The 16,042-nt window shown below is 43.7% G+C and carries 4 protein-coding genes; all 4 read left to right on the forward strand.

The window, feature by feature from the left end; translation table 11 throughout:
• Positions 1-218 precede the first annotated feature (218 nt).
• Entirely contained in the window at positions 219-1,337 is a 1,119-nt protein-coding gene (locus DYH63_RS00995) for a helix-turn-helix domain-containing protein (RefSeq protein WP_116787024.1), read from the forward strand.
• 143 nt (positions 1,338-1,480) lie between these two features.
• Entirely contained in the window at positions 1,481-2,518 is a 1,038-nt protein-coding gene (locus tag DYH63_RS01000; RefSeq protein WP_162926880.1) for a tetratricopeptide repeat protein, read from the forward strand.
• 156 nt (positions 2,519-2,674) lie between these two features.
• Entirely contained in the window at positions 2,675-9,766 is a 7,092-nt protein-coding gene (locus DYH63_RS01005) for a choice-of-anchor J domain-containing protein (protein WP_116787026.1), read from the forward strand.
• 160 nt (positions 9,767-9,926) lie between these two features.
• The gene (locus DYH63_RS01010; RefSeq protein WP_116787027.1) at positions 9,927-16,022 is read left to right on the forward strand and encodes a T9SS type B sorting domain-containing protein; all 6,096 of its coding nucleotides are present in this window, start codon (positions 9,927-9,929) and stop codon (positions 16,020-16,022) included.
• The last annotated feature ends 20 nt before the right edge of the window (positions 16,023-16,042 follow it).

The raw sequence follows: 16,042 nt of genomic DNA on the forward strand, positions 1-16,042 counted from the left end.
TCTGACTATTATTATTCCAGGGAGAATATGATAAATCTGTTGAACATATATTCAGGGCCGGAGCGAGTTATGAAAGTATAAATGATTCATTAAAATTAGGAATAGTTTTAAGAAAAGAACGTTTAGCCCACAACCTCAAGCTACAAAGCCAGTTTGACGATTATGGAAATATTGCTCATGAAATTATAAAAAAACATACTAAAACCTGGTGTAAAGGTTTGCAGCTAAAAGCAGGTTTTGAAAGAGCTAATAATCTTATTACTAATAACAGGCTTAAAGCCGCAAATAGTGTGCTAAATGCTACATATAGTCAATTTGCACCTACTGTTACAGCTGATAATGACCTGTATGCTGAGTACATTATTTTAAAGGCTTTAGCAACTAAAGAGAGCAAGTATCAAAATTTTGTAACAGCGCTTGAAAGATATAAACCGGCAAAAGCTTATAACAAGTTTAATAAAGCCACGCTATTGCTACTGCTTTCAGATAAGTTACGAGAAAGCAATAATAAGGATAAGGCCATTTCTATATTGCATGATGCCGAAAATGAAACATCTGTTTTTCAAAATCCTTATGTAGACAGCAATATATATGAAAGGCTTTCAACATATTTTTCCGGAAACATCACGCCTGAAACACAAAAAAAGTATAACGAGAAATTTCTTGCTGCCTATAACAAGATACAGGAGAATGAAATAACGGCATTAAACAGTTTTTATAAATTATATAAAGGCGACCTCGAAAATGCCTACAAAGCCAGAGAAGCAACGCAATATATTTATTACTATGTACTTGGACTGGTAGTATTCTTAATACTAATTTTATGGTATGCAATGTATGTTTATAAAACATTACGAATGCGTAAGCTAAAGGAAATTATAAGTTATCTTGAAGTGCCTAACAAGCTCCTGGAGAAAATGAAACCTGCGCCCGGCACTGAAAAAAAAGAAGAAAAAATAAAGGAAAAGAAAATTACCATGCCGGATGAGACCGAGCGTATGATACTCGAAAAACTGAAGGTTTTTGAACAGTCGGGCAAGTTTATCAATCCGTCAATGTCATTAGCCATGTTAGCAGGTGAAACGGATGTAAATACAAAATACCTGTCTGAAGTTATAAATAAGCATTATAACGATAATTATAATACATATATTAATAAGCTCAGGATAAATTATATAATAGAAAAGCTTAAAAATGACCCAAGCTACCTCAATTATAAAATTAGCTACCTGGCAGAAGAAAGCGGGTTTGCGTCGCACAGTAGCTTTACAACTGTATTCAGGAATATTGCAGGAATATCGCCCACAGAGTTTATAAACGTTATAAGCAAACAATAATGAATATAAGCAAGATTACATATTTGCTGTATTTTCTACTATTTATGTTATGGATGGGATATCCTTTGCATTGTTATGCACAAAAAAAAGGTAGTACTGAACAAGTACCATTAGATAGTATTATTGCACGTTCAAAGCTCAGCATGTATAAAAACCCTGACAGGCTAATATATTTAGGCGATTCTGTTTATAAAAGCTCAGCTAAAGATTCTCCGGAAAGGGTTAAGGCATTAATGCTTAAGATAAATGGCTACACTGCAAAACGCGACTATGAAAAAAGCCTCAAATTGCTTTTAAAAGCACAGGAAATTGTTCAAAAAACAAATGATATTGATTTGCAGGCATTAGTAATTAACAGGCATGCCATTATATATCAGCAATTAAAAATATATGACAAGGCGCTTGAAAACGTAGATAGAGGGAATGAATTTATAAAAAATCATCCTGTAAAAAATGCCGAATTTTTGCAGGCTACAAATTTTCTGGTAAAAGGAATAATATATAAAGAGCAGCTAAGCTGCGAGCTTGCCATAAACTACTTTAACAAGGCCGTTGCTAAGTATGGAGAGACAACCAGTATAAAAAAAGCTTATCCAAATCTTAGTATAGCAGAATATAATAAGGGGCAATGCTATGCGTCATCCCAAAATTATGAAATGGCAGAACAGTGTTATAAAAAAGCCATAGCTAATGCAAGTGCGGTAAATGCTAACAGCCTTGAGGCTTTTGCACTAAAGGGACTTTCAGATTTATACCTGCACCAGGAGAAGTATGAACTGGCAATAGCTAATTTGCAAAAGGCGCTTGAACTTTGTAAAGATGTGGGAGATTTATTGCTTGAAGGGACCATATATCATGGCCTTGCAGAAAATTATCTTTTAACCGGAAATACAAAAAAATTTACATACTATAGAGAACTGTCTTTAAACAGCCAGAACACTATAAAAGAGGCTGAGCGAAAAGCCATCAGCGATTCTGTAAATGGCCTTGCCAAATCTCATAAAGAAAGTATAAGCATGCTCAATAATCAGTTTTTTAAGTTTATTAGCCTGCTTACCGGAGTAATTTTATTGACTGTTTTTTTTGCTGCCAGGTATTATATAAGGTCTAAGAAAGCTATGGCGGGGCAAAAAAACAAACTCGACTTAATATTAAGCACACAACAGCAGCGTGAGGCCTAAAAAAGGGTTAGGAAACTAAAGTGCCGATGTATAATGTGTTACATTTGTAAAAAAGCTTTCTAAATTCCCGAATTACAAAAGCCATTAAATAGTTAAAGGGTTAAGTTTTCGTCAAATTTGCTTTTTGAGTTTAAAATTTAAAAAACATTTTACTTAATGGCTGTAAAACTACTCCGACCAAAAAAGCTGACAGGGCAAATCCAGACGGATCAAACCGGTGCTCATTTGCCTGCCCGGAAGAACATGATTGCAATGCTACTTGTTGCTTTTTGTTTCTTTTGTGGCAATTTTGCTAATGCGCAGTTGGCGCTCGAAAATTTTAGCAACGGAATACCTTCAACCTGGGCGCAGGTAAACACACCTACAGGCAGTGCCACATGGGGTATTTCTACAGATGGTTACCAGGATAGCAGTGCGGCCTATATAAACCCGGCAGCAGCAAATATAGGTGCCGGAAACACGTCTACACATTACCTTATAACGCCACTGGTTACTGTACCGGCCAATGGCGAAATCAGCTTCTACACAAAACAGTCTGATGCTGTAAACCATGGTAACATTTACCAGGTGCGAGTATCTACCGCAGGACAAACAGACCCTGCCGGCTTCAGTACTATTTTAGCAACCTGGACAGAAGCTGAATTAAACACTGCCACACCAATAGGCTACGAACGCAAAACGGTAACCATACCATCGAGTATTGCTCCGGGTCTTGGTGTATACATTGCGTTTGTGGTAATAAATGATCAGCCTGCTGCTGCCCCTGATGCAGATACATGGTATATTGATGATGTATCAGTAACTTCGGCACAGTTGTGTGCCCCTGTGCTTGCAGACAGTTTTCAGGCTGCGGGTATCAGTACTACATCAGCCACACTTTCGTGGGCACACGCTACAGCTACAAACTTTGAAATACAGATAGTAGCCAATAATGAAACGCCTGGCACAGCAGGTACAGCTACAGGAAACACTTATAATGTATCAAACCTGGAGCCTGCAACAACCTATGACGTTTATATAAAAACGCTTTGCTCATCATCGTCAAGTGTATGGGCAGGACCATTTGAATTTACAACACGTACAGCCGGAACCTCTTGCGACACGGCAATTGTTATTCCGGTAACAAGTACTCCTTATGTATATGCCTCAAACCTGGATTTATTTCAAAATCCAGATGTAACTTATACTACGCATGGCAGCAACTGTTTACCTGCTACGGTTACTGAAAATTATCTGAACGGAGATAAGGCTTTCTTTTCTTATACACCAACCCAAAACGGGTACATAAACATCAAACAATTTACGCTTCCTTACGAGCAGGGAACAGGATGTTTTGGTAATGCACTAACCGGTGTTTTTGTATATGAAGATTGTGCATCGGTAGGGGTAAACTGTTTAGCAGGTTTAAATACTACTACAACAGAGGTGCCTAAATACATTTCTAACTTATATGTAACAGCCGGGCATACCTACATTATTGTTATATCATCTGTATTTGATACTGCAACAAGCATCTGCTTTAATTTTGAATTAAACTTCTCTGTTTGCCCTGCACCAAGTATTTATACATATAAAGATTTATTGCAAACCAGTATATCTGTATCATGGAATAATCCTTCGGGTGCTGCAAGCTGGCAATATGCAGTTCAGCCTGCTGGTGCCGGAGTTCCTACAGTAGCCGGCACGGTTACCAATACAAATACAGACAATCTTATTAATACAGGCCTTGTTGCAGGAACTGCTTATGAGCTGTATGTAAGATCGGTTTGTAATGGTACACCGGGCGAGTGGGGTATACCTTTAGCATTCACCACGCAGTGTGAGCCATTTAACACGCCATATACCGAATCTTTTGATGGTGCAACAGAATCTGACCCTTCAGCATGTTGGACACCTTTAAACATAAATGGAGATGATGTGGTATGGAGAAACTCGTGGGAGAATTTTATGATCTCTACGGGCAACAACGCTACAAATAATAACGACATGCTTGTTTCTCCTACTATAAACCTTGGCACAACACCAAAAAGGCTAAGGTTTAAATACCAGACTTCGGGTGGCGTTAGCCGTTTCTCGGTAGTACTGTCTACAACAGGTATTGGTGCCGGCAACTTTACAACGGTAATAATGCCTACAATTAGCCAGGATACTGACTATGAAGTTGTAGAAAAAATAGTAAATATACCTACCAATATTACCGGAAACGTAAATATTGCATGGTATGTAGATGCAGGAGCAGATGAAACAGCATACAGCTTAATTCTTGATGACGTAGTTGTTGAAGATAAACCAGAATGTTCTGATCCGTTAGCGCTTACTGCCGTAGATATTACAACAGCCGCAGCTAACCTTTCATGGCAAGCAGGCGATACAGAAACACAGTGGCAAATTGTAGTACAGCCAAAAGATACCGGAGTGCCTACAGGTACAGGTATACTGCTTACAGATACTGCTTATGCTGCAACCGGCCTTACACATGCCACGCAGTATGAATATTATGTAAGGGCATATTGCTCTTCTGCGCAGCAAAGCAACTGGGCAGGGCCGTTTTATTTTACAACGCTGTGTAGTGTATTTGATACGCCATTCTATGAAAGCTTTAACGATGACGATCCGGGTACGCATAAATCGTGCTGGACTACAAATGATGTGAATGAAGACGGGGTAGCATGGCAAATTACAGCTAACGCAACATCAATTCAGGGCAACAGGTTTTGGGGTACACCATCATATGATGACTGGTTAATATCTCCTGCAATTAATGTAGTGGGCACTAAAGCCTTAAAGTTTGATTACAGGTCTGCATTTTCAGTTTTCTATCCTAACCCAAGATTTGGTGTTGAGGTTTTAATGTCTACTACAGATACTAATCCTGAAAGTTTTAGTGTGGTAATGCCATTAATGACTTTTACTAATATTGAATATCTTCAAAAAACGATATATATAAATGCTAACGGACCTGTTTATATTGCATTCAGGGTACCGCCTGCATTCTCTACAGTAGGGGGTACATCAATATTAAATATAGATAATGTAAGAATAGAAGATGCTCCGGCCTGTCCGGATCCATCAGCACTAACCGCATCTGGCATTACCCAGAGCACGGCAACGCTTGCCTGGTCTACAGGGAATCTGGAAACACAGTGGGAAATTAAAGTTCAGACAGCTGGTACAGGCTTGCCTACAACAGCAGGAACACTAACAACTAATAATACAGCTTATCCTGCGGCGTCTTTACTGCCAAATACAACATACGAATACTATGTAAGGTCATATTGTAGTGCTACAGAACAAAGCCAGTGGGTAGGGCCATTTACCTTTACCACGCTTTGTGAGGCATTTACAACACCTTTTACAGAAACATTTAATACAAACTCAGCATCAGAGGCATGCTGGAGGGTAATCAACGGAAATTCTGATTCTTATACATGGAATACTAACATAACCATTAATACATATGAAGGTAACCAGACAGCAGGTATGTTTACCGGCAGTAACGGTGCTAATGATGACTGGCTAATTTCTCCAACAATAACCGTTAGGGCAGGGCAGCGTTTACGTTACTATTACAGGGTATACAGTTCAGATTTTCATGAAGATATAGAGGTTAAATTATCGACAAATGGTATAGCTCCTGCCGAGTTTACCACGATGTTATATGAAAGAGATTTTTATGATGATCCGCCGCTAAATAATGTTGAGTGGAAAGAGAAAATCATAAACATTCCGGCAGGTATAACGGGTGATGTTAATTTTGCATGGCATATACCTCAAAAAGAAGAAAATTGGGAAGGATACCGCGGGCAGATGTTGCTTGTAGACAATGTTGTTGTAGAAGATATACCGGCTTGTCCTGCGCCATCTAACCTGGCTATTAACGGAGTAACAGATACAACTACCACACTTACGTGGGATGCTAACGGTGCAGAAACACAATGGTATGTATATGTGCAGCCTGCAGAGCTTGATGCTCCCGTAGGAGATGGAGATGCGCAGTACCGTAGCCTGGTAAGTACTAATCCTTACACGGCAGAAGGTTTAACACCGGCTGTAAAATATGAGTACTATGTAAAATCGGTATGTAGCGGTACAACTACCAGCGAGTGGGTAGGGCCGTTTGAGTTTACTACAATGTGTAGCTTTGAAAATCTTTGTGAATATACAGTTACTCTAAGCGGAGGTCCTACAGGTGGTGTAGGCGGAGGCATAGACGTAATGCAAAATGGTGTAAAACTCCAAACGATGGAGTTCCCTACAAGTGCGTGGAACGAAGTGCCGGTACCTGTAGATTTTACACTGTTTTTATGTACAGGAGTTGAGTTTTCATTATTCTGGGATGCAGTAGGTACAGCACCGGGCCAATATCCTGGCGCTATGGTTACAGTAAAAAATAGCGAAGGAGCTGTTGTATGGACAGGAGACCTTGGTAACATTACACCAAGGAGCACCATATACAGGGCAATATCAACCTGTGGGCCTATTACATGTCCGCAGCCTACAGATCTTGCCGTAAGTGCAACCTCTGTGCTATCATGGACGGCTGGCGGTACAGAAACGCAGTGGGAGGTAAGCATCCAGCCGGTGGCTAATAATACATTGCCACAATCAGGTACAATTGTAACTACAAACTCATACACACCACAGGATTCAGATTTCCTAAACCTGCAATCAGGAAGCTATGAGTTTTTTGTAAGGGCAATTTGTGGTTCAGGAGACAATAGCTTCTGGTCAGGGCCTCATACATTTGTACGCAACGACGATGCATCAAGAGCAATTACAATTCCTGTAAACGCAGGCGAAGTTTGTGAGCAGTCAGTAAGTACAGCAAGTTTTATGGGTGCTACTGCATCGGCAGAGCCTATGTCTTGTAACGGTGCTAATGCCGGCGATATATGGTTTGACTTTACTGCAGCATCTAAGGTTCACTTAATATCTTTAGGTAATTTTTCTGCAAGGCACCAGTATGAAGCAGGTAACAGTGCCGATGTTATTGAGCCAAAAATTACAATGACATTATACAAAGTAAACGGTACGGCATTACAGGAAATGGCTTGTACTTACAACAATATTATCCTGGCTGTTTACAGCACAGAGTTAGAAGTTGGAGCAAGCTATAAAGTAAGGTTAACGCTAAATAGTACAATTCCAAACATAAGTACATTCGATGTTTGTGTTACCACACCGGCAGATACCTGTGGACTGGATATTGTAAACGGAGGCTTTGAGAGCCCTCAGGCCGGTTTTGGAGGATTGAGTAACTTCTATTCTCAAAACATAGTACCGGGATGGAGAAACAACTTACTGGAAACAGATGCACCTTCATTATATGAAACATTGTACATTCAGAGTGGGTTAGGCCTTGACGGCTTTACACCATATGAAGGCGGACAAATGGTACAGTTAATGGCTCCTGATTCAGATCAGCCCCTGCCGGATCCTGCCGATCTTGTAAACATAAAAGGTATGTTCCAGGATTTAGATAGTAGCGAAATCACTAAGTACGCATATAGTTTTTCTTATTTATCAAGAAGCCAGGGCAATGCCGTGCAGTTATATGCTGGCCCGCCTGCAGGTCCGTTTGAGTTGTTACAAGAACAAAACGGCGTTATGACGTGGAGCAATTATGAAGGTACATATAATGTTCCTGCGGGACAAAATGTTACCCGATTTATATTCAGGGCTAAAGACAACGGAATAGGCAATATGCTTGATGCGGTAAGTATAGTGGCACAAACAGCAATACTTACACAGCCGGTTACACTTAGCTGTACACAACTATCTACAAATCTGGAAGCAGAAGGTGTAGGCGTATGGACAGCTGACGCAGGCAACCCATCTGAAGTTACTTTTGCAAATGCAACTTCGGCTAATACAACAGTAAATGGCTTTACACATTCAGGAGCATATAAATTATACTGGACTACCCGCTACTGCCAGGAAAGTGTAATAATTACAAGCCAGGCTAATGATGCCGTACCGGCAGTTACCACACCGGTTACATATTGCCAGAATGCACAGGCCGATGCACTTACAGCACCTGCGCTTACAGGCTATACACTGGTATGGTATGATGTGGCTCTGGGCGGTACGCCGCTTGCTGCCGTACCTGTACCGGCTACCGCTGCTACAGGAACTACAAATTATTATGTAGCTTATGTAAACGGTGATGGCTGCGAAGGTGCCAGGGCTGCTATTCAGGTAATAGTTAACCAGGCTACAGCTGTGATAACGGAGTTTAACTATGCTGATAAAATTTGTCTTGATACAAATGAAACTATACTGCCGGTAACAGCCGAAGGCTTTAGGGCAGGTGGTACATATACATCTGCTACGTTAACAGTTAATGCAACGACCGGGCAAATTGATGTTGCTTCGGCAACAGCGGGTACACATACAGTTACTTATACCGTAACCGGTAATACTACAGAATGTTTAAGCGGAGGCACACACTCGTTTGAAGTTGAGTTTACGGCTCCGGTTACCCCGGTTACCGCATTTACTTTTGCTGAAAGCTACTGTGTTGATAGCGCAAACGCGCTTCCTGAACTTCCTGCAGATTTTACTGCCGGAGGTACGTTTAGTGCACCACAGGGTGTTGTAATTAATTCTCAGACAGGAGAGATTGACATCGTAGCCAGCCAGCCGGGAACTTACGAAATTAAGTATACCATAGCTGCTGCAACCTGTAATTTGGGTGGGTCGTCTACAGATTCTGTTACTATATACGGTAACCTGTCTGCTACTATTACACAGGAATGCCGGGATAACGATACATGGCTTATAGCGACTATAAATGGTGCAGCATCTGATGATGTATCTTTTGAATGGACTAATACATCTGGTGCAGAAGTTGGTTCTGGTAATGCTGAATTTAATATTACAGATTATTACAGCAATACTACACTAACATTACCGTTGAATCTTACAGTAACGGTTTCTGTTGGCAACTGTACTGCCGTAGCACAACATACTGTAGAAAGTATTATGTGTAACATTCCTAAAGGTATATCTCCTGATAACGATGGGCTTAACGATAGTTTTGACCTTACTGGTATGGAGGTAGACAAGATTACGATCTTTAACCGTTATGGTCTTGAACTATGGCATTACAACGGTAGATATACAAACCAGTGGCACGGGCAGGACAGCGGCAACAAAGAGCTGCCTACCGGTACTTATTTCTATAGCATTACACAGGCTGGAGGAAAAACAGTTACAGGATGGGTGTATATCAACCGCAAAAATTAGTGAATATCATTAGATTGAGTATAGAAAGTATTGCATTTCAGGTCTTGGAACATAGGCATCTAAATACTGAAGTGCATTATAGATTTTAAGTTTTGTTAATAGACGGTTCGCTTTAAGCGACCGTCTATTTCTGTTTTTTTGAAAAAATATTGTTAAAAAAGTGAAAAAGATTATTGTTTTAATATTTATCCTGATGTTAGGTGTAAAAGGATTTGGACAAAATCCGCCAAACGACTGCGTAAATGCCATAACAGTTTGCGGTAACGGAGTTTTTGCATCAAACGCTACCGGCATAGGAAATATTCAGGAGGTTTCAGGATGCGGTGGGCTTGAACATAATTCACTTTGGCTCCATATCAATATTGTACAGGCGGGTACGCTTGGTTTTGATATTATTCCTGACGACCCGGATGTAAATGTAGATTATGATTTTTGGGTATATCCGGCAAATGCGCTGTGTGGTAGTCTTGGTTCTCCAATACGTTGTGCAACTACAAATCCCGGGTTGGCAGGCTTGTCGAATAATCGTACCGGTATGTCTGGGAGTACTTTAGTTACACAGGCAGGACCTGGTGCAAATGGTAATGGATATGTAAGGTGGCTACAGGTTTCTCCGGGACAGTCATACTATATAGCCATAGACCGCCCCGAAGGAGATGGTGGTTTTACCCTGCAATGGACAGGTACAGCTACAAACGGTACCGGTGCATTTCCTGAATCGCCTATTGCAAACCAGCTTGGCGAAGTGCGTTCTTGTAGTAATACGCCAGGCCTTGGTATATTTGACCTTAATGCGCTGCGTACTCAGATTAATCCTGATACGACAAACAATACAATCAATTTTTATAGCTCTCTTTCAAACGCTATAGACGGAATCTCACCGCTTAACAATATAATTTCTAACAGTACAAATCCCCAGCAGATTTATGCTAAGGTTACTAATAATGCTTCCGGTTGCTCTTCGGTTACCGATTTTTCATTAGTAGTATATGCACTTCCTAGTGCTACGGTTTCCGCGTCACCCGCACAGGTTTGTTCTGGAGACAGCACTACCGTTACATTTTCGGGAACACCTAATGCTATAGTGTACTATAAGGTTAATAATGGTTCGGTGCAAAACATTGCGCTAAGTAGCTCGGGTAGTTATGTTTTAAATCAGGTATTTACACAAAATACTACATTTGTACTTCAAAATGCTACTATTCTAACCTCTGACGGAAGTGTAGTTTGCGACCAGCCTTTAAGTGGTACTGCTACTGTTACGGTGTCTGCACTTGCACCTTTTAATGTCAGCCAATCTACCGTAATTTGTGGGCAGGGAGATACGACACTTCAACTAACAGGTGAACCAAATGCTGTAGTAGAATATTATATAGAGCCAAATGCCACATCGCCTCAATACATAACTTTAAGTGCTTTGGGCAATGGTAATCTTATCTTTAATGGCCTTACACAAAATACGACAGTAAATTTTGTAGAAATGACTGCGGCAACAGCACCAAATTGTGTGCAGCAACTGGGACAGCGTGTACAAATTGCAGTCAACCCGCTTCCGGTGGTCAATCCGGCCACGACGCCGTATTCATTATGCGATGACGGCACGGGTAGGGCTACCTTTACACTGTCTGCAAAAAACAATGAGATAACCAATAATAATACAGGCTACACGGTACGCTACTACGCCACGCAACTGCTTGCAGAGGGTGGAGCTACAGGTACCGAGCTTGCCAACAGCTACTATAGCGCTACCACAACAATCTATGCCCGTGTGCAGGATGCTACCACAAACTGTTATGTTGTAACACCATTACAATTGCAGGCACTGTCAAGCCCAACGCTAAGCCCCGTTGCAGGCCTAGATGTCTGCGAAGACGGCAGGACAGGCTCCGGCACGTTCAACCTTATTCCTGCGGGTGCCGCGGTTGTCAACAACCAGGCAGGCTATACAGCTACCTTTTACACTAGCCAGGCCTTCGCCGATGCAGGCGGTACAGCAGGCCAGATCAGCAGCCCGGGTACCTACAGCAGCACAGGTGGCACGGTGTACATCAGGGTAGTAGCCACAGGAGTGACAGGCAACTGTTATTCGGTAGGGCAGGTAATCCTGACGGTAAACCCACGCCCGGTGATCAACCCAATCCAGGATATAGTACTTTGCGACGACACTGCCCCTGCATTAGACGGCAAGGAAGTGTTTGACCTTACGAGCCGTAATACGCAGGCTACGAGCGACCCTACGGACGTTGTAACCTACTACAGGAGCAACAGCGATGCGCAGCTTGACCAGAATGCGATCATCTCACCTGCGAGCTACCAGAATGAAACCCGTGACAGGCAACAGGTATGGGTTAGAGTAGAAACAATACACGGCTGTTATGATGTAGGGAGTTTTACCCTGATCGTTAACCCGCTACCATTAGCGGATTTAAGCAGCCCAATTTTCTACGCGTGTGAAGAAACCCCGGGTGAAGGCTTGTTCTATTTTGACAGGCTGGACCCTGTAATGATGGGCGGGCAGGCCGGTTATACGGCACTGTACTATGAAAACCAGGCCGATGCGGTACCTGGCAATGCGAACTTCATTACGGTCAACCCGTACCTTTCGGTAAACAAAACGATCTATGCACTGGTAACCAATACGGCTACGGGCTGTAGCGTTGTTGCACCGGCCCAACTGGAAGTACAACCGGCGCCTATCGCACCAAACCCGACCGATCTTGAAGAATGTGACTTCAACAACGATAATGTAACTACGTTCAACCTTCAGGATGCACTGGATGAGATCCAGGCGGCAATGGGAGGTACGGTAACCCTTACGATCCATGAGACGTCAGCGGATGCGAACTACCAGAACGGGACCAACCCGATCACCACGCACCTTAATGACTATACAAACATCGAGGCACAGACCACGGGAGGCATCCAGACGCTTTACATCCGTGTAAACTCAGCGACCACCTCATGTTTTGACGTAGTACCGCTACGCCTTGTGGTGCACCCTGTGCCTACAGCGACGGACCCACTTGAGGGCTATGCACTTTGCGACAACGGCGCCAGCGATACCGACGGGCAGGCAATCTTTGACCTTACCAGCTACCAGGCTATCGTGCTGAACACGATGAACCCTGCCCAGTTTACAGTAACGTACCATACCGACCTTAGCAGCGCACAGCTAGGCACGCCTGCTATCGCTACCCCGGGCACACATACGTCAGCCACAGCTACAGTATACATCAGGGTAACGAACAACGCTACGGGCTGTTACGACATTGTACCGCTAAACCTTGTGGTGAACCCGCTACCGGTAGTAACGAACCCAACACCGCTGGTACTTTGTGATGAGGACAACCCCGGCGATGAGGTCGAGGAATTTGACCTTACCGGTAAGACAGACGAGATCACAGGAGGCGTAAACGGTTTAACCACCACGTTCCACACGAACCTTGCGGATGCAGAAGCAGGTACCGGTGCAATCCCCAACCCTGAGACATATGAAAATAGAAGCTCTCCTGCGGTACAGCCCATCTTTGTAAGGGTTACTGATAATGTAACGGGCTGCTACCGTATCGTACTACTGGACATCCGTGTAGAGCCACTGCCAATATTGGTACAGCCAACAACAGATGAACTTACAGTATGCAGCACGACCAATAATAACCTAGGTAACTTTGACCTTGACCGGATCGCAGCAGAAATGATAGATGGCGGCACGGACATGACCGTAGCCTTCTACTATACCATGACCGATGCCGAAAGGGGGAATAATGCCATAACCGGTACTGCAAACTTTGAAAATACCGATAATACGACACTTTATGTAGTAGCGACCAATACCCTTACGGGTTGCCGCAGCATTGTATACACCATTACCCTTATTGTAAACCCTGCCCCGGCAGACGTACAGCTTACCGACCTAAGGGACTGTGATGATAATGATGCTACTAATGACGGGCGTGTGGTATTTGACCTTACACAGCAGGATGCAGCTATATATACCCTTACGGGAGAAGTACCGGGCAGCCTTGTGATCCGTTACTTTATTGACGAGCCAAGCGCTACTGCCGGCTTCCCAAGGATTACCAGCCCTGCTGCCTTTGCAGGGATTGACAACCAGGAGATCTGGGTAAGGATAGAATACCCTGCAACAGAATGTTTCATTGTAACAAGCTTTAAGCTGTTTGTAGACCGTCCACAGGAATTGGCCCATGCTACACCGCTTATTGTATGTGATGAATTACCTAATGACAACAAAGCTCTTTTCGACCTTACATCGAAAGACGACGAGATACTTACACCAACCGGTATAGGAGAGCAAAACCTGGTGCAGTACTTTATATTAGAGGCAGACCGTGATGCAGCCATAAACTGGATTACTACACCGGAAGCCTTTGAAAACACAGTCGCAGGCTACCAGACGCTATATGTACTGGTAACCACACCACAGGGCTGTATCAGCAAAGAAACCCTTACGCTGATCGTTAACCCTTCGCCAAACCCTAACATCAATCCGTTGACACTGGAGCTATGCGACAGCCATGATGCAACAATAGGCGATGGTATCGAAGAATTTGACCTTACCGATGCAGCGGTTAACATCCTTGCAGGCGATACACAATCAGTGCTTACCTATTATGCCAATGCTGCCGATGAGGCAGCAGGCATTGCGATACCTGATGAGACAAAATACCTGAACGTAACCCCTTGGGATGATACGGTAATCGTACGTGTAACGCGTACCGATACCCAACCGGGCTCACCGGCATGTTCAGTGCTTGTAACACTGCCACTGCACGTTAACCCACTGCCACCGGTATACGACAGCACAGGCGTAGTACCATTGTATGCAATCTGTAACGATCCAACAACCGGCTTTGAGACGTTCAACCTGATCGGCCATGTAACCGACCTTATTACGGCCGCAGGCGAAGTGCCAACGAACTTTGACATCAGGTTCTATGCCAGCATTGCAGACATAACAGCAGGCAGGGCACTGCCACACCTGTACACCAATACTACGGCAGGCCACCAGCAGATATGGGTAGTGGTAACCAACAGGACAACAACCTGTTCAATCACTACAACACTTGAGCTTTACGCCGAACAGGCAGCGGTAGCCAACCCGGTAACCTCACCGGCCAACAGCCCAATGGTGGAATGTGACTATGACAGCACGAACGACGGCTTTACGGCCTTTGACCTTACCCCAGCAGGCGCAGAAGTACTGGGCAGCCAGAACCCTGCACAATATACGCTGGGCTACTACACCAGCCAGGCCGCAGCCGAGGCAGGCGACATCACGGCAGCGGAATATATAGCAACGCCTGCAGCATTTACCAATACGGTATACCTTGGGCAGACGATCTGGGTGAGGGTAACCAACACCAGCACGTTCTCACCATGCTATGCAGTAACCAGCTTTAACATCAGGGTAAGTTTGCTGCCAACACCAAACATCACCAGTGAAGACAACGATGATACCTTGTGTGTAGAATACAGCAATGGCAACGTAAACAAACCGGTGTACCTGCATGCAGGCGACACCACGGCAGGCAACACCTACCAGTGGTACCTTAACGGTACGGCAGTAGCCACGAACGGCACCTCAGAAAGGTACACAGCAACCGAAGAAGGCCTTTACACGGTAGAAGTATGGAATGCAGACAACTGTATCTCTGATGCAGTGGCACCATTTGAAGTATTCCTTTCGGGGCCAGCGGAGATCATTAATACAGGCTATGTGGTAAGCAACGCCTTTGGGGACAACCAGACGGTAACGGTGCTTGTACAAGGCTATGGCGACTACCAGTACAGCCTTGCCCCTGAAGATGCAGACGGCAATGCCACACCACTGGGCCCATGGCAGAACTCGAATGTATTTACCAATGTACCACTGGGCTTCTTTACGGTATACGTTCGCGATGCGAACACCCTTGAGATCAATCCATGTGATATGCTGAGGATACCGGGTGTAAGCGTAGTGGACTACCCTAAATACTTTACGCCAAACGGTGATGGCATCAACGACTACTGGAACATCATCGGCTTACAGGGCACGGGGGCAAGGATCTTTATCTTTGACCGTTACGGCAAGCTGATCAAGCAGCTCAGCCCTGACAGCAGGACCGACAAAGGCCAGGGGTGGGACGGTACCTACAACGGTAACCCGTTACCGTCAGACGACTACTGGTTTACGGTTGAGTTCAACGAGAACGGCCATGCAAGGACCTTTAAGGCACACTTTGCGATGAAGCGATAACAATTAGTTTGCAGTGTTAA

It is taken from the genome of Flavobacterium psychrotrophum, from assembly GCF_003403075.1.
Taxonomy (GTDB): Bacteria; Bacteroidota; Bacteroidia; order Flavobacteriales; family Flavobacteriaceae; genus Flavobacterium; species Flavobacterium psychrotrophum.